This window comes from Geminicoccaceae bacterium, assembly GCA_020638465.1.
Lineage (GTDB): Bacteria > Pseudomonadota > Alphaproteobacteria > Geminicoccales > Geminicoccaceae > JAGREO01.
In genome coordinates, this window is record JACKIM010000002.1 from 164,310 (window position 1) to 187,434 (window position 23,125).

Consider the following 23,125-nt stretch of genomic DNA (forward strand, 5'->3'; position numbering starts at 1 on the left):
GGGCAAGGGGGTCAGAACTCCACGCCCCGCTGGGCCTTGATGCCCGCCCGGAAGGGATGCTTGAGCAACTCCATTTCCGTGGCGAGGTCCGCCAGTTCGACCAGTTCCTCCCTGGCGTTGCGGCCGGTGAGCACCACATGCGTCATCTCCGGCTTCTCCTCGCGCAGGAAGGTGACGACCTCATCCAGCGGTACATAGTCATAACGCAGGGCGATGTTGATCTCGTCCAGCAGGACCATCCGCAGGCGCGGATCGCGGATGAGTTCCTTCGCCTTCTCCCATGCCTTCGTCGCCATTTCGATATCGCGGCCCTTGTCCTGGGTTTCCCAGGTGAAGCCTTCGCCCATGGTGTGGAATTCACACAAATCGGAGAAATTTTCCTGTATGAGCTTTCGCTCTCCGGTCTCCATTCCCCCCTTTATGAATTGCACCACGGCGCAAGGCATCCCGTGGGCGATCATGCGGAAGATCATGCCGAACGCCGCCGTCGACTTGCCCTTGCCCTTGCCGGTATGGACGACGATCAGTCCCTTCTCTCCGGTCTTGGTGGCCATGATCCTGTCACGCGCGGCTTTCTTCCGGGCCATCTTCCTGGAGTGACGGATGTCTTCGTCTTCTTCGCTCATGGTGGAGTTCCTTCCTCGATGGCCCTCAATGACAGTGCCACGGAATTGCGTCTCGGCTTCCAAAGGCCGCGTCCGATGGCTTCGTCCAGCCTGCGGGCGATGGCGTCGAGCGCATCCGGGTTGGATCGTTGCAGGAACCCGCGGACCTCGTCATCGTCCAGAAAGGCGGCATGGACAAGGTCGAAGTGATGATCGGACACTGCCCCGGTGGTAGCGGCATAGGCGAACAGGTAGTCGACCGTGGCACTCATCTCGAAGGCGCCCTTGTAGCCGTGGCGCATGACGCCCCTGATCCATTTCGGATTGACGACTCGGGCGCGCACGACCCGGCCGATCTCCTCCTCCAGCGTGCGGATCCGCGGGTTTTCCGGCCTCGAATGGTCGTTGAGGAACACGGCGGGTCGCTGGCCGCCAAGGGCGTGGGCGGCGGCCGTCATGCCGCCCTGGAACTGGTAGTAGTCATCGCTGTCGAGGATATCGTGCTCGCGATTGTCCTGATTCTGGATCACCGCATCCAGGGCGGCAAGGCGGCTTTCGAGTTCGCCGCGGGCCTTCACCCCCTCGCGGCCGCGGCCATAGGCGAAGCTGCCCCAGGCGAGATAGGCATCGGCGAAATCCGCCGCGGTCTCCCACAGCCTTTCGTCGATCAGCGCCTGCAGGCCGGCGCCATAGGCTCCCGGCATTGAACCGAAGACCCTGAACGAGGCGCGGTCCGTGGCATCGTCCGGATCGTGGCCCTGGGCTTCCAGCCGGCTGCGATCCGCCACGAAGCGGGCGCGCAGCGGATTGTCCTTCGGCGGTTCGTCCAGCTCCATGACGGCGCGCGCCGCCGAATCGACCAGATCCATCTGCTCGGGGAAGGCGTCGCGAAAGAAGCCCGAAACCCGCAGGGTCACGTCGACCCGCGGACGGCCGAGGACCGAAAGCGGCATGATCTCGAAGCCGGTCATCCGTCGCGAGACGCCGTCCCAGCACGGGCGTACGCCCATCAGCGCAAGGGCCTGCGCGATGTCGTCGCCGCCCGTTCGCATGTTGGCCGTACCCCATGCGGAAAGACCGATGCGTTCGGGCCACCGCCCGTGATCCTGCCGGTAGCGTTCGAGCAGGAGGGTGGCGGAGGCCCAACCCAGGTGCCAGGCCGCCGGCGTGGGCACGCAACGGGTATCGATGGAGTAGAAGTTGCGTCCGGTGGGCAGCACGTCCGGGCGCCCGCGCGTCGGTGCGCCGGAAGGGCCTGGGGCGACGAAACGGCCGTCGAGGCCGCGCAGCAGGGCTTCGCTCTCGGTCGTTCCACACATGCGCAGTTGCGGGCGCAGGACGTCCAGAACGTATCGTAGCGATGCGGCACTGGCGGGGCCGGACGGTCCGGTGCGTTCCTCGATGAGGTCAAGCGCCAGCATTTCCAGCCGTTCGACCGTATCGCCGTGACTGCGCCAGCGGGCGTCGGTGACGGTGTCCAGCGCCGCTGGACGGGGACCGGGCCACGGAGCGGCCATGTCGCAGTCGAGTGGGTCGAAACCGAGTCCGAGATCGTCGGCCAGCGCCCGCGTCAGACCCTGCGCAGCGGTTCCGGGAACCCGTGCCAGGGCCGCCAGCAGATCGCTTTCCTGCCGGCCCTGCGGGCTGCTGCCGAAGACATGCAGGCCGTCGCGGATCTGCATCTCCTTGAGGTCGCAAAGATAGGCGTCGAGCCGTGTCAGGGCGTCCTCGTCATCCTCGCCGGTGTCGATGCCGATATCCCGGTCGAGACCGTGAACGTTCACCAGGTCGAGAATTTCCCGCTTGAGCCATTGAAGGCGCCGGGGATCCTGTCCGCTTGCGTCGTAATACTCGTCCACGAGTGCTTCGAGATCCTTCAGCGGACCGTAGCTTTCCGCGCGGGTGAGCGGTGGGGTCAGGTGGTCGATGATGACCGCCGCCGTCCTCCGCTTGGCCTGGGAGCCCTCGCCGGGATCGTTGACGATGAAGGGATAGAGGTGCGGCAGCGGCCCCAGCAGGACGTCCGGCCAGCATCCGGGGCCAAGCGCCAGCGCCTTGCCCGGCAGCCATTCGAGATTGCCATGCTTGCCCATGTGAATGACGGCATGGGCCGAAAAGCCGTGGCGCAACCATAGATAGGTGGCGATATAGTTGTGCGGAGGGACCAGTGCCGGGTCGTGATAGGTGGCTTTCGGATCGATGTTGTAGCCGCGGGCGGGCTGGATGCCGAGGATGGCCCGGCCGAAGCGGTGCAGGGCCGGGTGGAAGGCACCGTCCATGCAGGCGGGATCGGTTTCGGGCGCTCCCCAGCGGGCCTCGACCGCCTCGCGCAGGCTTTGCGGCAATGCTTGATACCATTGGCGATAGTCGCCGAGCGGTATGGCAATCTCGCCGTTGGTGCGCCGCTGGTTGGTCGGTCCGGAGCGCAGCCTGTCCATCAGCACGGCACTGTTCGCCGGCGGCTCGGCCACGTCATAGCCCTCGGCCTTCAGGCGGCACAGGAGATCGACCACGCTTTGCGGCGTATCGAGACCGACGCCGTTGGCGAGCCGCGCATCCTGGTTGGGATAGTTGGCGAGCATGATGGCGATGTTGTGCTCGCCCTTGGGCGCAAGGCGCAGGTCGATCCATGCGCGAGCCTGCCGGGCGACGTGGGCGGTGCGCTCGCGATCGGGACTGAAGGCGATGATGTCGCTCTGCGTCGCCGGAGAACGCTCGCGGGCCGACTTGAAGGCTATCGCACGGGTGAAGATGCGGCCGTCGATCTCCGGCATCACCACCGACATCGCCAGATCGCGCGGCGGCAGGCCATGGGAGGAGGAGAGCCATTGCTCGCGGCTGGTGGAGGCGAGAACGGCCTGCAGCACCGGCGCGTCGGTGCGGTCGAGCGGCGTCGCCTCGTGCGGTGCACCCGATGCGGAGACGGCAAAGCCGGTGAGGTTGATGACCGCCTGCGGCGGATCGCCGGCGAAGAGGTCGTCGACGAATGCTGCCGAAGCAGGGTCCTTCAACGAAGAAACGAAGACAGCCTGTGGGGATAGTCCGCAATCTTCACAGGCCTCGAAAAGCGTATCGACGGCTGCCAGATCCTCGGCCAGCACCAGCGCGCGGTAGAAGACGATCGTCACGCGGGGGGCATCCATCCCGCTTTGGCGATGAATGCCGGCGCGTGCGACCGTGACGGCCTCGGGTGGCATGGCACCGCCATCGAGCAGTGCCCGCGCCGCCAGCAGGAAATGGCGGGCATTCTCGACACCGCCCTCGACAAGGTAGGCCCAGAGGCGCAGGACCGGGGCGGGCTCGACGGTGCTCAGCCGGGCCAGGGCGGGATCGGGCCTGTCGTCGCCGGGCAGGACAACAAGAGCGATCTTCCCCGAACGGCAGACTGTGGCCAGCCGTTCAAGACCATAGCTCCAGCTCGCTTCGCCGCCGAGCAGGCGCACGACCACCAGACGCGAACGCTCGATCGTGCGTTCGACAAAGGTATCGACGCTGAGATGATGCCGCAGCCGGGAAAGGTTCACCAGCCGCAGGTCCGGCGCTTCGTCGCCCAGCCGTTGCCGGGCTCGCGCGAGCAGGGCGAGTTCCGTGTCGGCGTGCGACAGGACAACGATGTCGGCCGGGTCGAGACCCAGATCGACCGCCTCTGCGCCGTCGTCGACGACTCCTCCCTGTGCCCGTAGCAGGTGCATGGATCACCCACCCAGAAGCCGCGTCACCCGCTCACGGTCGAATCCCCTGGCACCGATCACCACCAGCCGTGACGCGCGGGTTTCACCATCGAGCCAGTCCCGGTCGAAATGACCCTGCACCCGATGACCGACGGCCTGGACAACGTAGCGCATGTCGGAACTTCCCAGATCGGCGAAACCCTTGATTCGTAGAATGTCCGGTACGCGGCAGGCCCTTTCCACGCGGATGAGCAGGTCGTCGGCAGGACCGGTGCCGGGAATGTCGATGACGATGCTCTCGAAATCGTCATGGTCGTGGTCTTCGAAACCTTCGCGTTCATGATGGGTCGGGCGGTTTCCCATGTCGTTCTCAGCCGCCAGTCCCATACCCAGCAACACGTCGATGCCGATGCGCCCATGGGCGACCTCGATGACCGGAATGCCGTCGCGTACCTCCTTCTCGACCTCCGTCCGCACCCGCGCCAGCGCTTCGCCGTCGAGCAGGTCGGCCTTGGACAGGACCACGAGATCGGCACAGGCAAGCTGATCCTCGAACAGTTCATGGATCGGGTCGTCATGCCCGATCGTCGGGTCGGCCTCGCGCTGGGCCAGCACGGCAGCTTCGTCATGCGCAAAGCCGCCATCGGCGACGGCCGGTGCGTCGACGACCGTTATCACACCGTCGACGGTCACCGCATGGCGAACTTCCGGCCAGTTGAAGGCGCGGACCAGCGGCTGCGGCAGGGCGAGGCCCGAGGTTTCGATGACGATATGGTCGGGAGGCGGCGTCTGCGCCAGCAGCCTTTCCATCACCGGAATGAAATCGTCGGCGACCGTGCAGCAGATGCAGCCATTGGCCAGTTCGATCACGTCCTCGTCCCGGCAACCCTCCACGCCGCAGCCCCGCAGCAGTCCGCCATCGATACCGACGTCGCCGAACTCGTTGACGATCAGCGCGATGCGCCGGCCATCGGCCTGTTCGATGAGGCTGCGCACCAGCGTGGTCTTGCCGGCGCCGAGAAAGCCGGTGATGACGGTGGCCGGGATCTTGGCCATGGGATGGTATCCTTGTCTGTCGAAGGCCGCCCGGCAGGCGGAACTGCATTTTGTGGAAGCTTCCGCCGGCCATCGCCAGGACCGGCATGCGCGACCAGGCGATGCGGGCGGTACTGGCCGAATACCTTGCGGAATATCGGTCGTTCAGTGGCAGGGAAAGGTGACGCCGCGCCGCCCGTCACGGGTCGGGGCATATAGCGGCGCAACCGCCTGCGACAGGGCGGCGCTGGACGGGATCGCCGATTCCGGCAGAAGGGCAGGACCGGCCTCGCGAGTACCGTTCGACGACGTGGGAAGGGCAGGGGACCCGGGCATCTTGATATCTCCCGTGCCGCCACACCCGACGGCACAAACGGACTGGACCAGAGGTGGCAGGTCTCCTGGCTTGCATCCCTGCTGTCTTGCCCACCCCTGTCTTCCCGGCATTGTCGCCAGTGACGCTCGTCAGGTGCGCGGATGCTCACAGTTGCGGGGGCAGCCACGGCATCGGCCCCTGTCCGGGTCATCCTCACCGTGTTCCCTATTAAACCGCTCGCCATGCTTTTCGAGCAGTACCACCGCGGTCAGCCTAGACGATGGACAAATCTCCGACAATCGCCAACTGCGACACGAATGGCCGCACGCAGACAGGTTCACATCGGGAGGCATTGAAGTTATGGCATGGCGACAATCGCTTTTCGGGGAGGAACGGGCGAATGGATTTCGAGAGCTTCTTCGCGGCGGGGACACCGGCCGCGGCACCGCGCTGGTCGGGTTTCCCGCGCTACAACTTTACCGGTGGCCATAATGCCGCCGAGGCCGTGCCCGTGGAGTGGCTGGCGCAGGCCGCTGCCGATTCCATTCGCGAGGAAGGGCACAAGCTCGCGACCTACAACATGGACACCGGTCCGCTCGGTCATCGCGGCCTGCGCGATTTCGTCGCCGGCAAGCTCCGCCACCAGCGCGGGATTGCGGCGACTGCCGACGATGTCCTGGTGACCACGGGTTCGCTGCAGGGGCTGGACCTGGTCAATGCGCTGCTGCTCGATCCCGGCGACGTCGTGATCATGGAGGAGTTCAGCTATTCGGGTGCCATCAACAAGGTGCGCAAGTGCGGCGGCGAGGTCGTGGGCGTACCGCTGGATGGCGACGGGGTGCCGCCGGAGGCTCTCGCCGAGGCCATCGACCGGATACGGGCCGATGGCAAGCGACTGAAGTATGTCTACCTGATGCCAACCATCCAGAACCCGACAGGTTCCGTGATGCCGGAACAACGTCGCAGCGAGATCATCTCCATCTGCAACAAGGCCGGCGCTTTGCTGGTCGAGGACGAATGCTACGCCGACCTGGTGTGGGAAGGCGAATGGCCGACGAGCTTGCGGGGAATGCCCGGTGGCGAAGACGTGATCCACATCGGGTCATTCTCCAAGTCGATCGCACCGGCCCTGCGCCTGGGCTACATCAACGCGCCGCAGGCGGTGCTCTCGCGTCTCGTGGCCCTCAAGGGCGATGGCGGAACGCCCGCCCTGTCGCAGATGGTGGTGGCGCGCATGGCCGACCGCTTCGACGATCACGTGCGTGCGCTCAAGCAGCGGCTCTCGGCCAAGCTCGCGCTGATGCGCGAGACCGTGGCGCGCGAGTTCGGCACGGCGGCGGAAACGGCCGATCCCAAGGGGGGGATTTTCCTCTGGCTGCAACTGCCACCCGAAGTGGATACATCCCAGTTGGCGATGGCCGCAGCAGCAGCGGGTGTTGCCATCAATCCCGGTGCTGAATGGTCGGTCGATCCTCAATCTGGAATCCACAGCCTGAGGCTGTGTTTCGCCCATGCCGGTGAGGACGAGATCCGCGAGGGGGTCACCGAGCTGGCACGGATATGCCACCGAGATTTCGGCATTCCCCGGCATGGAGCGAACCGCACCCGCTAGGAGACGGGACCATGTCCGAAGCCGGCCGTCCTGTCAGCCGGCTTCGGCCTGGGCCATGCGCGCGCGGAGCCTTTCCACCGCCGGCCGGTGTTCAATGCGCCTGATGTAATCGCCGACCCTGCCGTCCGGCAGGTCGAACTTCGCCATGCGCGCCCAGCTGGCGGCATGACCCATAAGCACGTCCGGAATGGTGAAGGTCTCGCCCATGAGATAGGGGCCTTCGCCTAGCATCTGCCCGAGGGTATCCATCGCCCGGTCGAATTCCCATTTGAGCACGGGTTTCAGCGCGGCAACGCGCTTGTCCTCGGGAAGGATGAAGCTGTGCTTGCCGGCGTTCCACAGCGCACCTTCGATGTTGTCGACGATGAACTGGGTGAAGCCGTCCTGACGGGCACGCTCGATGGTGCCGGCGGGAAAGGTGAGTTGCCCGGCCCGGTCGGCGAGGAACTGGCATATGGCCACCGATTCCAGCAGCACCGTGCCATCGACGAGCAGGGCTGGAACCTTGCCCGACGGATTGACGGCGCAAATCGCCTCGCTGTGCGGTCGGGCGGGGACGAGTTCGTAGTCGAGGCCAAGCTCCTCGAGCACCCACATCACCCGGAGCGTACGCGCCTGCGGCATTCCGATCAGCTTCAGCATGAGCCTCCTCCCTAGAGTCTTCCCGATCAGGTGAAATCGGGAAGACAGCTCTATCTGTTTGTTTCAACGCATTTCCTGATCGTTCAGGCTACTCTGCCTGAACGGGAAAAGCTCTGGTCCGCCCATGACTTCCCCTGTTGGCAATCATGAGCGCATGCAGTTTTCTGCCTGCAAGGTAAAAACACTCCGGACAGTCTTTCTTCAAGAGCATTTCGACCCGCCCGTGGCACTGCCCCCGGGGCGGTGCCCTGGCTATCGGGCGTGAACAGGAAGGGCGGCGGGGTGGCCGGCGATCCGTTCCTCGTCCGGCTCGGCCGCGCGACGGCTCTGGATGAAATCGGTCATGAGCCGGCGGGTATCGCCGACATCGAACAGGACCAGGCCATGGCGATCGCTGTCGATCCAGTGCAACTGGCTGTCCCGTGACGCCAGCCGCTCCCGGTAGAGCTCCGCGCTCTTCGGATCGACGACCGGATCGTGCGTTCCCTGGATGATCAGTGCCGGAACCTTCACCTTTCGTGCCTCGCGATAGGCCTCGCGAATGACATTGCGCAGCTCGATGAGGCTTCGCACGGGAATGTTCTGGTAATTGATCCCGGGCTGGGCGGTATCGGAGGCGATGAAGGGCATCACTCCCTCCATCGACGCGGCCCAGGTGCTCAGCTGGTTGACGCCATGCAGGGCAGGGGCAAGGTGAAGAGTCTTCTGGCGCAGGCGCAGCGGGGCGGCAACCGAGATGACTCCTTCGAGTCCGCACGGTTCCTCGGCGGCGATGCGAAGGGCGATGGCTCCACCCATGGAGAATCCGGCCAGAACGAAATGGTCGACATGCCCGCTGACGATCCTGATGGCCTGGCGCACCGAATGCAGCCATTCACCGTAGTGACGGCTCTTGAGGTCGTGCGGCGAGGTTCCATGGCCGCGCAGGCGGGCGCCGACGACCACATGGCCAGCGGCCGCCAGTTTCCTGCCGTAATCGACGAGTTCGGCCGGGGAGGAGAGGAATCCGTGGATCAGCACCACGCCGGTCGGATGCGGGCTCTCGGGCCTGAGCAGATAGGGTGCCGCGTTGGCGGTGGCCGTCTCGGCATCGTTGATCTCGGCATAGCGCGGCTTGGCGAATCGCCGCTTCGACCATTCGAACGCCCGGATCTCGTCGTCGAGGATGATGTCGGCCATTTCGGTGCGGTTCGGTATCGGCAGGTTTCTCGCGGCGTCCTTGATGATCGCGCAGACCTTGTCGATGGGCGCCAGTTCGTTGGCATAGACGCGTACCGCATGGCTCAACCGCACGGGCGCATCGGGATCGAGTTCCCGCATGCGCGGGAGGATATGCAGGGTATCGTCGTCGATGCGGATCAGGTCGTTGACCCTGGCCGAATCGATCAGGCGTTCGAGATCGCGCGCACCGCCGGTCATGATGTTCTCGTAGGCCTCGGGGTCGAGCAGGCCGCGGTGCAGCGCCACGTCGGGCATCGTCTGCGCCTGTTTGATGATCGAATGGAGCATCTGGCGGAAGCTTGGCAAACCGATCTCGGTTCGGCCCTCATCGAGCAGGGCGTAAAGCATGGTGGAGGCGAGGTGGGCCATGTTGACCGTGGTGTGCCGGTACATCTCGATCATGCAGTGATCGCGCAGCCGGCGGATGTTGTGATGGACCAGCGTCGAGGCGAGCCGGTCGATCAGCTTGTTCGGGCTGGCGTTGATATCGAACAGGTGGTCAAGGCTCTCGATCTGGCTGAAACTCCAGGCCAGAAGCTGTCGTTCCCACCATGACCAGCGGATGTCGGGTGAAACAGCTTCTGCGAGTCGGATGTCCATGTCTGTATCGCGAAGGAGGATATTGCCCTCGATGAGCAATTCCTCCTTGACGTTGAGCGCCAGTCCCCGGAACAGCAGGTTCGCTCCACGGGTGAGGATGTTCTCGTCTGCGCGGATGGGATGGAAGGTTATGTTGGCCGGCACGATGCGGGTGGGTCTTGATGCGCGGGCGACCAGTACCTCGACCGACTCGAGCCGCAGGGCATCGGCCCAGCGCTGCAGCCGTTCGTTCTCGCCCTGCCGGCTGACCGAGCGGATGCGCTCCTTGAAGATCTCCAGCACGAGGGCGACCGCGGCTGCACCCGTGTGATGCTTGCGTTCCTCGCCGGTGGATGGCGAGACGATGCGCAGTTCGCCGTCGTCGGCACGCACCCGGCGATCCTTTATCATGCCACCTTCGGGGAAGATCACCACCTTGCAACCGCGCAGGATCTCGGCGGCGAGAAAGGCCAGCACGCCCTCCATGTTGTTGGGAACACCGCCGATCGATGTGAGGAAACGGGTGAATCCGGGGCTGCCGCTGAACAGTTCGCTGCTTGCCAGCGTGCGGCAGTAGCGGCCGGTCGAGCGGTATGTCAGGTAGGCGGGGATGATGGTCTCGAAGCGGGCGAAATGATTGAAGACGAAAATGTCGCCTTCCGACAGTTGTTCGCCAGCGGCAATCGTCGCGTCCGTATCGAACGTTCCGGCCGGATGCAGCTTGATGTTGATGCCCAGATGCTTTTCGACCAGCGAGAAGGCGCCTACGCAGCGCTGGTAGGTGGCCTTGTCGATGGCGATGTCCTCGCCGCTCAGGATGCGGCCTGCCCGCTTCTCTTCGATCGTCCTACTCCCCCGGCGACATCATGAACACCAGGCCGGAATGGCGGTGCGAGCTTCGCCGACAGATCCAGATCCGATCATAACGGAAAATGGTTAACGTGATCTGATCGTCAGGCGATTGACGACGCTCCCTCTGTCGATGTCTTTATGTTAACCTCGTGGCAAGTATATCAGTGCAATAAATTCACCTATGGTACTGTCGATCGATGTAACCGCGGAGCCAGGCCATGTCGCTGGGTGAAAGTCTGGATCAGGGAGACTGGGTGCAAGGTGTAAGCGAATGCATCCACGAACCCCTCGCGCGGGCCGTGCAACGCTTTGCCGACCAGACGGCCATCGATTTCCTCGGTCGCCAGACGACATGGCGGCAACTCGACGAACAGGTGGGGAAGATTGCCCGCGGGCTGGCGGCCATCGGCGTCCGCAAGGGCAGTCGGGTGGCGCTGATGCTGCCCAATTCTCCCTACTACGTGATAAGCTACCATGCCGTCGCCCGGCTGGGTGCGATCGTGGTCAACCTCAACCCGCTCTATGCGCCGGGCGAGGTTCGGGCCCTGATCGCCGACAGCGGCGCGACCGTGGCCATTACCATGGACCTCAAGCTGATGCTGCCGAAGATCCTGGAATGCGTCGGCGAGGGCGGGCTGGAGCGGGTCGTGGTCTGCTCGATGACCGATGCGCTGCCGCGCTCGACAGGGCTGCTGTTCCAGCTCTTCAGGCGCTCGGAGCTGGCATCCCTGCCGGACGGCAGGGTGGCGCTGTCATGGGACCGCGTGCTTGACCTTGGCGAGGATGCCGCACTGCCGGCGGTAACGATCGATCCCATGACCGATCTGGCCGTGCTGCAATATACCGGCGGTACGACCGGTCTGCCCAAGGGGGCGATGCTGACCCATGCCAATGTCGTGACCAATGCGGCGCAGGTGGCGTATTGGTACACCGGGCATGAGCCCGGCATGGACCGGATGCTCGGCGTGCTGCCGCTGTTCCATGTGTTTGCCATGACGGTGGTGATGAACATGGCCGTGCAGCTCGGGGCGACGATGATCCTGCTGCCGCGGTTCAAGCTGTCGCAGGTGCTCGACGTCATCGAGCGCAAGAAACCCACCATCTTCCCCGTGGTTCCTTCCCTGCTCAACACCATCAACAATGAGCCCGGGATCGGGAGCCGCAACCTGTCGTCGCTCAGGTTCTGCATCTCCGGCGGCGCGCCCCTGCCGGTGGAGGTGAAGGAGAGTTTCGAACGCCGGACCGGCAGCGTGGTGGTCGAGGGATATGGCCTGTCCGAGGTGTCCCCGGTGGTCACCTGCAACCCGACGACCGGCCCGAACAAGCCGGGATCCATCGGCCTGCCGATGCCGGGCACCACCGTGAGCCTGCGCGACCCGGACAATCCCGCTGTCGAGGTCGGCAGGGGCGAGCCCGGCGAGATCTGCGTCAGGGGCCCCGCCGTCATGCGCGGCTACTGGCGCAACGGCGAGGCCACGCGGGCGACCTTCGTCGATGGCTGGCTGCGGACGGGCGACATAGGCCGCATGGACGAGGACGGCTACCTGTTTCTCATCGACCGCATCAAGGACCTGATCCTCGTCAACGGATACAACGTCTATCCGCGGGTGGTCGAGGATGCCCTCTACGCGCACGAGGCAGTCGAGGAGGCCATCGTGATCGGCGTTCCCGACGACGAGCACGGCGAATTGCCCAAGGCCTTCGTCAAGCTGCGCGAGGGAGCCCAGCTCGACCCCGGCGAGTTGCGTGCCTTTCTCTCGGCGCGATTGTCGCCGATGGAACGTCCTTGCGAGATCGAGATCCGGAACGAACTGCCCAAGACGATGATCGGCAAGCTGTCGAAGAAGGAACTCGTGGCAGAGGAACGTGCGAAGAGGGAGACTGCCGGCGCATGATCATTGAACGCCACTGACGATGATCTCTATTCCAAAATTGTATCGCATGGATAATCATGCAACTTACAGTTATATCCAGGTGAAGGAATCCCGATGACCCGATCCGCCGTGATTGCCGCTTTCGCCCGCTCGCCGTTCCAGCCGGCCAATCGGGGTCTGTTCACCCGGACCCGTCCCGATGACCTGCTCGCGGCAACGCTTGCCGGACTGGTGGAGCGCTCGGGCGTGGACAGCACCCTGGTCGAGGACCTGATCGTCGGCTGCGCCTTCCCGGAGGCCGAGCAGGGCTTCAACATCGCGCGTCTGGCGGGCTTTCTGGCCGGTCTGCCGCAATCGGTGGCGGCCATGACGCTCAACCGCTTCTGCGGGTCGTCGATGCAGTCGATCCACATTGCGGCCGGTGCTGTCGCCATGAATGCCGGCGACGTTTTCCTTTGTGCCGGTGTGGAAAGCATGACCCGGGTTCCCATTCCTGGCTTCAACCCGATGCCCAATCCCGGGCTCGCCGCAAAAATGCCGGCGGCCTACATGAGCATGGGCGAGACGGCGGAGAACGTTGCGCGGAAATACGGTATCGACCGCAAGCGGCAGGAGATCTTCGCCATCGAGAGCCAGTCCCGCGCAGCAGCCGCCCGCGCGGCCGGGAAGTTCGCCGACGAGATCATACCGCTGGATGGGGTAACCGAGGATGGCTGCATCCGCGCCGACACCGACGGGGCGGCCCTCGCCGGGCTCGAACCGGCCTTCCTCAAGGGGGGAACGGTGACGGCGGGCACCTCTTCGCCACTCACGGATGGTGCTGCCGCGGTACTGGTGACCAGTGAGGATTATGCCCGCGAGCGCGGATTTTCCCCGCTCGTGCGCATCCGTTCGGTGGCCGTCGCCGGATGTGCGCCGGAGATCATGGGCATGGGGCCGGTCGCGGCCAGCCGCAAGGCGCTGGAGCGCGCCGGATTGACCATGGCCGACATCGATATCGTCGAGATCAACGAGGCCTTCGCCTCGCAGTCGCTGGCCTGCATCGACGAACTGGGCATCGATCCCGCAAAGGCGAATATCGACGGTGGTGCAATAGCGCTCGGCCATCCGCTGGGTGCCACCGGTGCCCGGATCACCGGAAAGGCCGCGTCATTGCTTATGCGGGAGGGCAAGTCGCTGGCTCTGGCCACCCAGTGCATCGGCGGTGGGCAGGGTATTGCCACCGTCCTTGAGGCTGTCTGAGATGGACGGGCTCGACATGCGCAAGGTCGCCGTGCTGGGTGCGGGCGTCATGGGTGCGCAGATTGCCGCTCATTGCGCCAATGCCGGTCTCGATGTACTGCTGTTCGACATCGTGCCCGAGGGAGCGGCCGATCGCGATGCGGTTGCCAGATCGGCCATCGCGAAGCTCCTGAAGGCCGATCCGGCCCCGTTCATGAGCAGGCGTTTCGCCCGGCGGATCACACCCTGCAATCTTGAGGACCATCTCGACCGGTTGCGCGATTGCGACTGGGTGGTCGAGGCCGTGATCGAGAGGCTCGACGTCAAGCACGGCCTCTACCGGAGGCTGGAACCCGTCCTGCGCGACGATGCGATCCTCTCCTCCAATACCTCGACCCTGCCACGGGCGATGCTTGTCGACGGCATGGGGCAGGACCTCCGCTCGCGTTTCCTGATCACCCACTTCTTCAATCCGCCGCGCTACATGCGGCTTCTGGAAGTGCTGGGAGGGACGGAAGTCCCGGGGCAACGGGTCGAGGAGTTCCGCAGCTTCGCCGAGACGCGGCTGGGCAAGAATACGGTCATGTGCAGGGACACGCCCGGTTTCATCGCCAACCGCATCGGCACATTCTGGATCCAGGCGGCCATCGCCGGTGCGCTCGATCACGGCCTTTCGGTCGTCGAGGCCGATGCGGTCATGGGGCGGCCCTTCGGCTTTCCGAAGACGGGCGTGTTCGGGCTGGTCGATCTCGTCGGCGTCGATCTCATTCCCTATGTCGACGGGAGCCTCGCCGCAGCCCTGCCCGAGGGCGACTTCTACCACCGCATCCGGCGCGACATGCCACTCGTGCAAAAGATGATCGCCGAAGGATACACGGGCCGGAAGGGCAAGGGGGGATTCTACAGGCTCAATCGGGAACATGGCGGAAAGGTCAAGGAAGCCATCGATCTCGGAACCGGGACCTACTCCAGGGCGGGAAAGCCGGCCCTGGCATCGATCGAGGCTGCCCGTTCCGGCGGAGCGGCGGCACTCATCGCCGCCGGCGACCGGGGTTCGCGCTATGCCGCCGATGTCATGGGCAAGGTGCTTGCCTATGCGGCCACCATCGCCTTCGATATCGCCGATGATATCGCCTCCATCGATGAGGCGATGCGGCTCGGCTACAACTGGAAGAAGGGGCCGTTCGAACTGATCGACCAGATCGGCGCAGGACCCCTGTCATCCATGCTGCGGGAGGCGGGGCTCCCCGTTCCGCCCCTGTTGTCGAAGGCTGTCGAAGCAGGAGGATTTTATGCCGCATCCGGTGACGGGTTGCTCCAGCTTGCCGCCGACGGTTCGCGGCAGCCGCTGAAACGCCGTCCGGGCGTGACGCTGCTGGCCGACGTCAAGCGAGGCTCGAAGGCGCTCATGAAGAACGGGTCGGCCTCCTTGTGGGATCTGGGAGACGGTGTGTTCTGTTTCGAGGTTCACACCAAGCTCAACACCATCGACAAGGACGTGATCGAGCTGCTGGCCCGCTCGACGGCGTTCACGGCCGAAAATGGCAAGGCGATGGTGATCTACAACGAGGGAAGCCAGTTCTCTGCCGGCGCCAATCTCGGGCTGGCACTGTTCGTCGCCAATCTCGGTCTCTGGCAGCCCATCGACGACCTGGTCGACGGCGGGCAGAAGGCCGTCCGTGGCCTGAAATACGCGCCATTCCCCGTGGTTTCGGCACCCTCCGGACTGGCGCTGGGCGGCGGTTGCGAGTTCTGCCTCGCCGCGGACGCGATCGTGGCCCATGCCGAGACCTATATCGGCCTCGTCGAGACGGGGGTGGGCCTTGTCCCCGCCTGGGGCGGCTGCGCCGAACTGCTCGTCCGTCTGGCGAGGGATCCCGCACGGCCAAAGGGCCCCGTCGCGCCGATGGCGCAGGCCTTCCAGACCATCGGACTGGCCAGGGTTGCGAAATCGGCCTTCGAGGCGAAGGAACTGGGCTTCCTGGCACCCGACGATACGGTCGTCTTCCATCGCGACCAGCTTCTCACCGTGGCCAGGAAGAAGGCGCTGGAGCTGGCCGAGGGATATGCGGCGCCGGAACCGCCGGAATACCGGCTCGCCGGTGCGGCAGGACAGGCGGCCATCAGCATGGCCGTCCATGACCTCGATCTCAAGGGTATGGTGACACCGCACGACCATGCGGTGGTGGCGCAACTGGCGCAGGTCCTCAGCGGCGGTGAGGGAACGGATCCGACGGTGCCCATGACCGAGGCGGACGTTCTCGCTCTCGAACGGGCGGCCTTCATGCATCTCGTGCGCGAGGAAGCCACGCTGGAACGCATGGAGCACACGCTCGCCACCGGAAAGCCGTTGCGCAACTGACGCCCGATGACCCGTCCAACTGCCGTATGTGAGGAGTGATCGACATGGTGACCTACAAGGCGCCGCTCGACGACATGGGCTTCATTCTGGACATGCTCGACTATGAGAGGCGCGTCGCATCGCTGCCGGGGTATGAAGAGGCCACGCGCGATCTGGCGGGCAGTGTCCTTGAGGAGGCAGCAAGGTTCTGCGAGGAGCAGTTGCTGCCACTCAACCGTTCCGGAGACGAGGAAGGTTGCCATATTGAAAATGGTGTCGTGCGTACACCGAAAGGCTTCAGGGATGTCTATCGGACCTATTGCGAAGCCGGCTGGGTGGGGCTTTCGGCGGACCCCCGATATGGCGGGCAGGGGCTGCCGAAGGTGCTCAATACCGCGTTCGGCGAGATCCTGTGCGCCACCAATCTGAGCTTTGCCATCTATCCCGGTCTCAGCCGCGGTGCGTTCGATGCCATCGAGACATGGGGCAGCGAGGAGCTCAAATCCTCCTACCTGCCGAAGCTGGCCTCCGGCGAGTGGGCGGCGACCATGAACCTCACCGAACCGCAGTGCGGCACCGATCTGGGCCTGATCCGCAGCAAGGCGGAGCCTGCCGGCGACGGCAGCTACCGGGTGAGCGGCTCGAAGATCTTCATATCGGGTGGCGATCAGGATCTGAGCGAGAACATCATCCACCTGGTCCTGGCAAAGCTTCCCGATGCCCCGCCCGGGACACGCGGGATCTCGTTGTTCCTCGTTCCGAAATTTCTGTCCAACGAGGATGGTTCGCCCGGCGAGCGCAACAAGGTGGTCTGCGCATCTCTCGAATCGAAGATGGGAATCAAGGCTGCCTCCACCTGCGCCATGCACTTCGAAGAGGCGACGGGGTGGCTGCTGGGCGAACCGCATGGCGGCATGAAGGCGATGTTCACGATGATGAACGAGGCCCGCCTGATGGTGGCCATGCAGGGCGTGGGACTGGCCGAGGCAGCCTATCAGTCGGCCGTGGACTATGCCCGCGACCGCCTGCAGGGACGTTCGCTGGGCGGACCGAAGGCGCCCGACAGGCCGGCCGACCCCATCATCGTCCACCCCGATGTGCGCCACCACCTGATGACCATGCGCGCCCTCAACGAGGGGTGCAGGGCGCTGGCGCTGTGGGTCGGCATCGAGGCCGATGTCGCCGCCCGCCACCCCGATCCGCAGACGCGTCATGCCGCCGACGATCTCGTCGCGTTGATGACCCCCATCTGCAAGGCATTCTTCACCGATCACGGTACGGACGCCGCCAACCGGGGCATGCAGGTGATGGGAGGCCATGGCTATATCCGCGAATGGGGCATGGAGCAGCTCGTCCGCGATGCACGCATCGCCCAGATCTACGAGGGTACCAACGGCATCCAGGCCCTGGACCTCGTCGGGCGTAAGCTGGGGCTGGGTACAGGTCGCCTTCTGCGACGCTTCTTCCACCCGTTGCTGGCCTTCATCGAGCAGATTTCTTCGCATGAGGAAATGCGCGACATGGCGGTCTTGCTCGCCAAGGCGACCGGGCGGCTGCAGCAGGCCAGTGCCACGATCGCCCAGCGCGGGCTGGCCGATCCCGAGGAGGCGGGAGCGGCCGCGAGCGATTACCTGCGCCTGTTCGCCCTGGTCGCGCTGGGGTGGATGTGGGCGCGCATGGTGCTGGCGACGGCCGGCCGCGACGACGGATTCGCACGCGGCAAGCGCCAGACGGCGACCTATTATTTCACCCGCATCCTGCCCGAGAGTTCGGCGCTGTTCGCCCGGATCATGTCCGGCAAGGCGGCGGTGATGGCCCTGGCGGATGATGCTTTCTGATCGGCCTGCGCCATGCTAACAGCGGTGCAGCGACGGCTCATTTCAGGGTGATGATGTGGAAAACGGGACCGGACCGGCACCGCTGGTCTACGATGACGGCTGGATCGCCGGCCTCCTGAAGAAGGCCAGGGTCCTGGCCATGGTCGGGGCTTCGGCCAACGACATGAGACCTTCCTACTTCGCCATGCTCTATCTTCAGAAGAAGGGTTACAAGGTTTATCCGGTCAATCCGCGCTATGTCGGTCAGGATGTACTGGGCGAGCCATTCTATCCCGATTTGAAATCTCTTCCCGAACCGCCCGACATCGTGCAGGTTTTCCGCCGTTCGGATGAAGTTCCCGCCGTGGTGGACGAGGCGATCGCCGTTGGTGCGAAGGTGGTCTGGATGCAGCTGGGCGTACGCCATGACGAGGCGGCGCGGAAGGCGCGCGACGCGGGACTCGAGGTGGTGATGGATCGCTGCCCCAAGATCGAATATGGCCGCCTGTTCGGTGAGATCGGCTGGCTTGGCGTCAATCGCGGCGTCATCAGTGGCAAGCGTGGCCAGGCCCTCCAGTTGCGCAAGAAGAAGGGTGGGCTGATCTGATCCGGTCGTCGGTTCCGCCGGTGCAGTCCTGCCGGATCGACGGTGGCAAACCGTTGTTGTTGGCGATGTCGCGTGCTCCTGTTAGACCGGTTTTCCAGGAAACCTCTCCAATGGGCACAGGAAACGTTCGTCATGGCCACCGTCCTGAAGTCATCGCTTGCCGGTGAGATGGAAGCGCTCGGGCGCGCCGCGAGAATGGCTTCGAGGCAACTCGCCATCTCCGGCACGCAAGCCAGGAACCGGGCGCTGGCCGTTGCCGCGCAGGCCCTCCGCGCGAACCGGGACGCCATTCTCGATGCCAATGCGCTGGACATGGATGCGGCGCGCGCGCGCGGCACCAGGGGCGCCTTTCTCGACCGGCTGAAGCTGGATGAGGCGCGAGTCGAGGCGATGGCCGCCGGCATCGAGGCGATTGGCGAGCTGGATGATCCTGTCGGGGAGGAAATCGCCCGGTGGAGAAGACCCAATGGCCTCGACATCGCCCGCGTACGCACGCCGCTCGGCGTGGTCGGTGTCATCTACGAGAGCCGCCCGAATGTCACGGCCGATGCGGGGGCACTGTGTCTCAAGGCGGGCAATGCCGTCATCCTGAGGGGCGGTTCGGAAAGTTTCAACAGCGCCCGGGCGATCCATCGTTGTCTCATTGCGGGGCTTGAGGAAGCGGGATTGCCCGCGGCCTCGATCCAGCTCGTGCCGACCGTCGATCGCGAGGCCGTCGGCATGTTGCTGGCGATGAGCGATCATGTCGACGTGATCGTTCCCCGGGGTGGCCGCTCGCTCATCGAGCGCGTGCAGGCCGAGGCCCGCATGCCGGTATTCGCCCATCTCGAGGGACTCTGCCATGTCTACCTGCACGAGGCGGCCGATCCCGACATGGCCCTCGAGGTGACCGTCAATGCCAAGTTGCGCCGGGTCGGGATCTGCGGGGCAGCCGAAACACTGCTGTGCGATTCGTCCATTGTCGAAAGTCACCTGGACAGGATCGTGAAGCGATTGCTTGAGGAAGGATGCGAGGTCCGCGGGGACGAGCGGACATGCGCGCTCGACGGGCGGGTCGTCGCCGCCGGCGAGCGGGACTGGGTCACCGAATATCTGGACAGGATCATAGCCGTCCGCGTGGTCGATGGTATCGACATGGCCATCAACCATATCAACGGTTACGGGTCGCATCACACCGACAGCATCATCACGGACGACGAGGCGGCGGCGGTCAGGTTCCTTCGCGAGGTTGACAGCGCGATCGTCATGCACAACGCCTCGACCCAGTTCGCCGATGGTGGCGAATTCGGGATGGGTGCCGAAATTGGCATTTCCACCGGTCGCATGCATGCTCGTGGCCCGGTCGGCGTGGAACAGCTCACCAGCTTCAAGTATGTGGTGCGCGGGACAGGTCAGATCCGGCCGGTCTGATGCTGCCGCCACCGTTGCACCCGCTGCGCGTCAGGCCGAGACTGCATGTCCCGGTCCGGCAGGACGCGCAATCAACGCTGTCCGGCTTGGCACCCCCGGCCATCGGCCTGCTGGGGGGATCGTTCAATCCGGCGCATGGCGGACATCGTCACGTCAGTGTCGAAGCCCTGAAGGGGCTCGGGCTTGAACAGGTCTGGTGGCTGGTCTCGCCGCAGAATCCGCTCAAGCCTCGCGCCGGCATGGCGCCGTTCCCGACACGTCTGCAGCAGGCGAAGATCGTCGCTTCGCATCCCCGGATACGCGTAACGGATATCGAGCGACGGTTCGGTACCGTTTATACCGTGGATACGGTAAGCAGACTAATGCGCTGTTATCCATATAGATTCGTGTGGATTATAGGTGCCGACAATCTTCTTCAGATGGCACAATGGCGCCGTTGGCGCGATCTGGCCGCCATGACACCGATTGCGGTGTTCGATCGCAGCCCCTATTCTCATGGTGCTGTGGCGAGCAAGGTTGCCACGGCACTTTACGGGTCGAGATTGCCGGAGTGCAGGGCCGATCAGTTGACAAGGTTGAATCCGCCTGTCTGGACTTACATCCACCTGAGACCGCATCCGGCCTCAAGCACGGCCATGCGGAATGGCTTGACGGGAGGCTGGCTTCGTTCCGGGCAGGACGATGACCACGTTCCGGCACCGGCCGCATTGCGACACACCACCTCTCAAACGGAGAACGGGTCATATCCACCGATACCCTGAACGGGCACGGCGACAGCGCCGTCCTTGACATCATCCTCAGGTCGCTCGACGACGACAAGGCCGTCGACATCGTGACCGTCGATCTCCGTGGCAAGACCACGATCGCGGACACGATGGTCGTGGCCAGCGGAACCTCGCAGCGGCACATCGCAGCCATGGCCGACAAGCTCATGGCCCGGCTCAAGGAAAACGGCTTCGATGCCCCCGGCGCGGAGGGACTGCAGGAAAGCAGCTGGGTGCTGATCGACGCCGGCGATGTCATCGTTCACCTGTTCCGGGCCGAAACCCGTTCCTTCTACGACATCGAACGCCTGTGGGCGGTGTCACCGCCCGAACGTCTGCAGGCGGCCAGCAACCCGTAACGGTCCCGCTTCTTGCGTATCCGCATCATCGCCATCGGCCGCATGCGCGATGCGTCGCTGGAAGGGATCATCGAGCGTTATCGCGTGCGCCTGCCCTGGACGTTGGAAGTCGTCGAGTTGCAGCCGCGCGGCCGGCACGTCGGCATGGAGGCCGAGGCGGCGTTGATCGAGGCGAAGCTTGAACCGGGCCACGAGGTGATTGCACTCGACGAGCGCGGCCGGGATCTTTCCAGCCGCGAGTTCGCCGCCCATGTGAGCAGGGTGGTCGATGATGGTGTTCCCACTCTCGATTTCATCATCGGCGGTGCCGATGGCCTGGCTCCCCGACTTCGCCATCGTGCCGGACGGCTGCTTGCCTTCGGACGCGCCACCTGGCCGCACATGCTGGTGAGAGCGATGCTGGTCGAACAACTTTACCGTGCATCGACCATCATCAGCGGGCATCCTTACCATCGTGACTGATGAATGCGGCGCGATCCGGCCCGTCGAGCTGGTGCTTGGTGATTTTCGACGGTTGTACAGGTTGTGAAAGCAGGGCATAGACCGCGGATGAGAACAGAACCAATGCGTGATTTCCAACAGCCTGGCCGTTCTGCTGCCTATGCCGCACATGGCATGGCCGCGACCTCGCATCCGCTGTCGACGCTCACGGCGGTCGATGTCCTGAGGGCCGGAGGCAACGCCGTCGATGCGGCGATTGCTGCCCATGCGGTGCAATGTGTAGTTGAACCGCAATCCACCGGAATCGGCGGGGATTGCTGGGCCATCGTCGCGACCCCCGATGGCGCGGTCCACGCGTTGAACAGCTCGGGTTGGGCACCGCAGTCCGCGACGGTGGACCGGGTGACCGGGAGCGTGCTGGATGAGGTGGGCAAGGACGGCGTGCGCGAGGCGGGCATAGGCCCGGGCAGCCGTATCGGCCAGCTCAGCGCGCATGCGGTCACCGTGCCGGGAGCGCCGGCGGGATGGCATGCCTTGCTCGAAGCGCATGGCACTCGCTCGCTGGACGAACTGCTGCAACCGGCGATCGATCATGCCGTCAATGGCTTCGTGGTGACGCCACGGGTGGCTTTCGACTGGCAGCGGGCCGAATCGACCCTGCGCAACAGCGAGGCCGGCCGGCGCATCTACCTGCCGTCGGACCGTGTTCCCGTCCCGGGCGACGTCATGGCCCTGCCGTTGCTGGGCGAGACCTTCCGCAGGCTGGGCCGCGAGGGGTGGCGCGCCTTCTACGAGGGAGAGCTGGCAGCCCGGATGGTGGCGAGCCTTCAGCGTTTTGGCGGCTTTCACCAGATCGGGGATTTTGCCGAGTTCGTGCCGGAATGGACCGAACCGCTGCGATCCAGTTACCGGAGCGTGGACATTCTCGAACTGCCACCGAACGGACACGGCATCACTGCTCTCGAATTGCTGAATATCCTCGAAACGCAGGATCTGGCCGCCCTCGACCCGCTCGGTGCCGACCGCTACCACTTCGAGGCCGAGGCGACACGGCTGGCCTTCCGCGATCGCGACCGGCATGTGGCCGATCGTCGCCACGTGCCGGTTCCCGTGGAACGCCTGCTCGACAAGGACCATGCGCGCAAGCTGGCGGCGTCCATCGACCGCGGACGGGCCATGTCACTGCTGCCGGACCCCGGCCTCGATCCGCATCCCGACACGGTCTATCTGAGTGTCGTCGATCGCGATGGCATGGCCATCTCGCTGATCAACTCGGTCTATGACAGCTTCGGCTCCGGCCTCGTCTGTCCCGATACCGGCGTGGTCTTCCACTCGCGCGGGCGGGCCTTCCGCCTCGACGAGCACCATCCCAACGTCATTGCTCCCCGCAAGCGGCCGCTGCATACGATCATTCCCGGCATGGCCATGAAGGATGGCCGGGTCTGGGCCTGCTTCGGCGTGATGGGCGGCGACTACCAGCCGGTCGGTCACGCGCACGTCATCACCAACATGCGCGATTACGGCATGGATCCGCAACAGGCCGTCTCATCACCCCGGGCGATGGCCTATCCGGGACCGCTGAAGGTCGAACGCGGGCTGCCCGAGCGGACCATGCTGGATCTCGCCATGAAGGGCCATGTCATCGCCATGGCCGATTCTCCGCTGGGCGGCGGTCAGGTCATCCGTATCGACCACGAGCGGGGCGTGCTGGTCGGCGGTTCGGACCCACGCAAGGACGGAATGGCATTGGGATACTGA

Annotated in this window: 18 protein-coding genes and 1 riboswitch; of the genes, 12 read left to right on the plus strand and 6 right to left on the minus strand. The window is 64.7% G+C overall.

What is annotated here, in order from left to right; translation table 11 throughout:
* Nucleotides 1-11: 11 nt before the first annotated feature.
* The 4 genes from cobO to H6851_11215 all read right to left on the minus strand — a co-directional run bounded on the left by cobO (nt 12) and on the right by H6851_11215 (nt 5,647).
* Nucleotides 12-626 carry a cob(I)yrinic acid a,c-diamide adenosyltransferase gene (gene cobO / locus H6851_11200; protein MCB9944169.1) on the minus strand — a complete coding sequence of 205 codons (615 nt, stop codon included), beginning with the start codon at nt 624-626 and terminating at the stop codon, nt 12-14.
* Nucleotides 623-4,297 (minus strand): cobaltochelatase subunit CobN, encoded by a 3,675-nt coding sequence (cobN, locus tag H6851_11205; GenBank protein MCB9944170.1) that lies wholly within the window; start codon nt 4,295-4,297, stop codon nt 623-625. The genes cobO and cobN overlap by 4 nt, the downstream gene beginning before the upstream one ends.
* 3 nt (nt 4,298-4,300) lie before the next feature.
* On the minus strand, nt 4,301-5,332 hold the full coding sequence (gene cobW, locus H6851_11210) for a cobalamin biosynthesis protein CobW (protein MCB9944171.1): 1,032 nt from the start codon (nt 5,330-5,332) through the stop codon (nt 4,301-4,303).
* A 144-nt stretch (nt 5,333-5,476) separates the two neighbouring features.
* Nucleotides 5,477-5,647: a hypothetical protein gene (locus H6851_11215; protein MCB9944172.1), complete on the minus strand. Its 171-nt coding sequence runs from the start codon at nt 5,645-5,647 to the stop codon at nt 5,477-5,479.
* 37 nt (nt 5,648-5,684) lie between these two features.
* Nucleotides 5,685-5,906: riboswitch (cobalamin riboswitch) on the minus strand.
* 121 nt (nt 5,907-6,027) lie between these two features.
* Here H6851_11215 and H6851_11220 point away from each other — a divergent pair.
* Nucleotides 6,028-7,239, plus strand: a complete 1,212-nt coding sequence (locus H6851_11220) for a PLP-dependent aminotransferase family protein (GenBank protein MCB9944173.1) — start codon at nt 6,028-6,030, stop codon at nt 7,237-7,239.
* A 33-nt stretch (nt 7,240-7,272) separates the two neighbouring features.
* On the opposite strand, the gene H6851_11225 is transcribed toward H6851_11220, so the two are convergent.
* Together H6851_11225 and H6851_11230 are read right to left on the minus strand one after the other, a co-directional pair.
* A complete protein-coding gene (locus H6851_11225) occupies nt 7,273-7,881 on the minus strand; it encodes a glutathione S-transferase family protein (protein ID MCB9944174.1) in 609 nt (202 codons plus the stop codon).
* A gap of 252 nt (nt 7,882-8,133) precedes the next feature.
* Nucleotides 8,134-10,158: an alpha/beta fold hydrolase gene (locus tag H6851_11230; protein MCB9944175.1), complete on the minus strand. Its 2,025-nt coding sequence runs from the start codon at nt 10,156-10,158 to the stop codon at nt 8,134-8,136.
* Nucleotides 10,159-10,314: 156 nt separating this feature from the next.
* On the opposite strand from H6851_11230, the gene H6851_11235 reads away from it, so the two are divergent.
* The 11 genes from H6851_11235 to ggt all read left to right on the plus strand — a co-directional run bounded on the left by H6851_11235 (nt 10,315) and on the right by ggt (nt 23,125).
* Complete coding sequence (locus tag H6851_11235) at nt 10,315-10,551, plus strand: hypothetical protein (protein MCB9944176.1); 237 nt, start codon at nt 10,315-10,317, stop codon at nt 10,549-10,551.
* A gap of 200 nt (nt 10,552-10,751) precedes the next feature.
* Complete coding sequence (locus H6851_11240) at nt 10,752-12,428, plus strand: long-chain fatty acid--CoA ligase (GenBank protein ID MCB9944177.1); 1,677 nt, start codon at nt 10,752-10,754, stop codon at nt 12,426-12,428.
* 93 nt (nt 12,429-12,521) lie between these two features.
* A complete protein-coding gene (locus H6851_11245; GenBank protein ID MCB9944178.1) occupies nt 12,522-13,649 on the plus strand; it encodes a thiolase family protein in 1,128 nt (375 codons plus the stop codon).
* 1 nt (nt 13,650) lies between these two features.
* Nucleotides 13,651-15,990 carry a 3-hydroxyacyl-CoA dehydrogenase gene (locus tag H6851_11250; protein MCB9944179.1) on the plus strand — a complete coding sequence of 780 codons (2,340 nt, stop codon included), beginning with the start codon at nt 13,651-13,653 and terminating at the stop codon, nt 15,988-15,990.
* 44 nt (nt 15,991-16,034) lie between these two features.
* Nucleotides 16,035-17,807: an acyl-CoA dehydrogenase C-terminal domain-containing protein gene (locus tag H6851_11255; GenBank protein MCB9944180.1), complete on the plus strand. Its 1,773-nt coding sequence runs from the start codon at nt 16,035-16,037 to the stop codon at nt 17,805-17,807.
* Between the two features lie 139 nt (nt 17,808-17,946).
* On the plus strand, nt 17,947-18,393 hold the full coding sequence (locus tag H6851_11260; protein MCB9944181.1) for a CoA-binding protein: 447 nt from the start codon (nt 17,947-17,949) through the stop codon (nt 18,391-18,393).
* A 132-nt stretch (nt 18,394-18,525) separates the two neighbouring features.
* Complete coding sequence (locus H6851_11265; protein ID MCB9944182.1) at nt 18,526-19,803, plus strand: glutamate-5-semialdehyde dehydrogenase; 1,278 nt, start codon at nt 18,526-18,528, stop codon at nt 19,801-19,803.
* The gene (locus H6851_11270) at nt 19,803-20,564 is read left to right on the plus strand and encodes a nicotinate-nucleotide adenylyltransferase (protein MCB9944183.1); all 762 of its coding nucleotides are present in this window, start codon (nt 19,803-19,805) and stop codon (nt 20,562-20,564) included. The genes H6851_11265 and H6851_11270 overlap by 1 nt, the downstream gene beginning before the upstream one ends.
* Complete coding sequence (gene rsfS / locus H6851_11275) at nt 20,561-20,926, plus strand: ribosome silencing factor (GenBank protein ID MCB9944184.1); 366 nt, start codon at nt 20,561-20,563, stop codon at nt 20,924-20,926. The genes H6851_11270 and rsfS overlap by 4 nt, the downstream gene beginning before the upstream one ends.
* A 12-nt stretch (nt 20,927-20,938) precedes the next feature.
* Entirely contained in the window at nt 20,939-21,388 is a 450-nt protein-coding gene (locus H6851_11280) for a 23S rRNA (pseudouridine(1915)-N(3))-methyltransferase RlmH (GenBank protein ID MCB9944185.1), read from the plus strand.
* Nucleotides 21,389-21,490: 102 nt separating this feature from the next.
* The gene (gene ggt, locus H6851_11285) at nt 21,491-23,125 is read left to right on the plus strand and encodes a gamma-glutamyltransferase (GenBank protein MCB9944186.1); all 1,635 of its coding nucleotides are present in this window, start codon (nt 21,491-21,493) and stop codon (nt 23,123-23,125) included.

Excerpts from the sequence above, each read along its gene's own strand:
- H6851_11270 (MCB9944183.1), top strand. The coding sequence starts at position 19,803 with ATGCTGCCGCCACCGTTGCACCCGCTGCGCGTCAGGCCGAGACTGCAT.
- cobO (MCB9944169.1), bottom strand. The coding sequence starts at position 626 with ATGAGCGAAGAAGACGAAGACATCCGTCACTCCAGGAAGATGGCCCGG.
- H6851_11245 (MCB9944178.1), top strand. The coding sequence starts at position 12,522 with ATGACCCGATCCGCCGTGATTGCCGCTTTCGCCCGCTCGCCGTTCCAG.
- H6851_11260 (MCB9944181.1), top strand. The coding sequence starts at position 17,947 with ATGGTCGGGGCTTCGGCCAACGACATGAGACCTTCCTACTTCGCCATG.
- H6851_11240 (MCB9944177.1), top strand. The coding sequence starts at position 10,752 with ATGTCGCTGGGTGAAAGTCTGGATCAGGGAGACTGGGTGCAAGGTGTA.
- H6851_11250 (MCB9944179.1), top strand. The coding sequence starts at position 13,651 with ATGGACGGGCTCGACATGCGCAAGGTCGCCGTGCTGGGTGCGGGCGTC.
- H6851_11215 (MCB9944172.1), bottom strand. The coding sequence starts at position 5,647 with ATGCCCGGGTCCCCTGCCCTTCCCACGTCGTCGAACGGTACTCGCGAG.
- H6851_11225 (MCB9944174.1), bottom strand. The coding sequence starts at position 7,881 with ATGCTGAAGCTGATCGGAATGCCGCAGGCGCGTACGCTCCGGGTGATG.
- H6851_11220 (MCB9944173.1), top strand. The coding sequence starts at position 6,028 with ATGGATTTCGAGAGCTTCTTCGCGGCGGGGACACCGGCCGCGGCACCG.
- ggt (MCB9944186.1), top strand. The coding sequence starts at position 21,491 with ATGCGTGATTTCCAACAGCCTGGCCGTTCTGCTGCCTATGCCGCACAT.
- H6851_11235 (MCB9944176.1), top strand. The coding sequence starts at position 10,315 with ATGATTGAAGACGAAAATGTCGCCTTCCGACAGTTGTTCGCCAGCGGC.
- H6851_11265 (MCB9944182.1), top strand. The coding sequence starts at position 18,526 with ATGGCCACCGTCCTGAAGTCATCGCTTGCCGGTGAGATGGAAGCGCTC.
- cobW (MCB9944171.1), bottom strand. The coding sequence starts at position 5,332 with ATGGCCAAGATCCCGGCCACCGTCATCACCGGCTTTCTCGGCGCCGGC.
- cobN (MCB9944170.1), bottom strand. The coding sequence starts at position 4,297 with ATGCACCTGCTACGGGCACAGGGAGGAGTCGTCGACGACGGCGCAGAG.
- H6851_11255 (MCB9944180.1), top strand. The coding sequence starts at position 16,035 with ATGGTGACCTACAAGGCGCCGCTCGACGACATGGGCTTCATTCTGGAC.